The organism is Terrimonas alba (genome assembly GCF_042434975.1).
GTDB lineage: Bacteria > Bacteroidota > Bacteroidia > Chitinophagales > Chitinophagaceae > Terrimonas_B > Terrimonas_B alba.
This window is the reverse complement of record NZ_JBHMQM010000037.1, coordinates 1-1,286: the sequence shown is the minus strand read 5'-3', so window position 1 is coordinate 1,286 and position 1,286 is coordinate 1. Positions and strand designations below refer to the sequence as shown.

1 protein-coding gene is annotated in these 1,286 nt (G+C 47.4%); it reads right to left on the bottom strand.

Annotated features, from left to right (window positions below):
• On the bottom strand, window positions 1–1,286 hold a 1,286-nt coding region (locus tag ACFEL9_RS26075; protein ID WP_385896332.1), incomplete at both ends, for a hypothetical protein.

The following is a 1,286-nucleotide window of genomic DNA, read 5'->3' as shown; positions in this document are numbered from 1 at the left end:
TCACCGGCTGATGTGATAGAAAGATTGTTCCAGCTATAAGGCAATGCTGCTTCACAGATGGTGATCGTCTCTTCACCTGTTACAGCAGGATTGACGATCAAATGCAGTGTGACCACCGAGTCACAACCCGCCATACTGGTAAGTGTAGCAGTATGCTCACCGGCTGATGTGATAGAAAGATTGTTCCAGCTATAAGGCAATGCTGCTTCACAGATGGTGATCGTCTCTTCACCGGTCACCGCAGGATTAACAATCAAATGCAGTGTGACCACCGAGTCACAACCGGCAACACTGGTAAGTGTAGCTGTATGCTCACCGGCTGTTGTGATGGACTGACCATTCCAGCTATATGGCAATGCTGCTTCGCAAATGGTAATCGTCTCTTCACCGGTCACCGCAGGATTAACAATTAAATGCAGTGTGACAACCGAATCACAACCTGCCACACTGGTAAGTGTAGCAGTATGCTCACCGGCAGTAGTGATGGATTGACCATTCCAGCTGTATGGTAATGCTGCTTCGCAGATGGTGATCGTTTCTTCACCCGTTACAGCAGGATTAACAATTAAATGCAGTGTAATAACAGAATCACAACCGGCAGTGCTTGTTAATGTAGCAGTATGATCGCCGGCTGTTGTTACCGACAGACCGTTCCAGCTATAGGGCAATGCTGCTTCGCAAATGGTGATCGTCTCTTCACCCGTTACAGCAGGGGTAACAATTAAATGCAGTGTGACAACCGAATCACAACCGGCAGCGCTTGTTAATGTTACAATATGCTCACCGGCCGTTGTGATGGACAGACCATTCCAGGTGTATGGTAATGCTGCTTCGCAGATGGTGATCGTTTCTTCACCCGTTACAGCAGGATTAACAATTAAATGCAGTGTTGCAATGGAATCACAATCCGCCACACTGGTAAGTGTAGCTGTATGCTCACCGGCAGTGGTGATGGATTGACCATTCCAGGTGTATGGTAATGCTGCTTCGCAGATGGTGATTGTTTCTTCACCGGTCACCGCAGGATTAACAATTAAATGCAGTGTAGCAACCGAGTCACAACCGGCCATACTGGTAAGTGTAGCAGTATGCTCACCGGCTGATGTGATAGAAAGATTGTTCCAGCTATAAGGCAATGCTGCTTCACAGATGGTGATTGTCTCTTCACCTGTTACAGCAGGGTTAACAATTAAATGCAGTGTAACAACGGAATCACAACCGGCAACACTGGTGAGTGTAGCAATATGATCACCGGCTGTTGTTACCGACAGACCATTCCAGCTGTA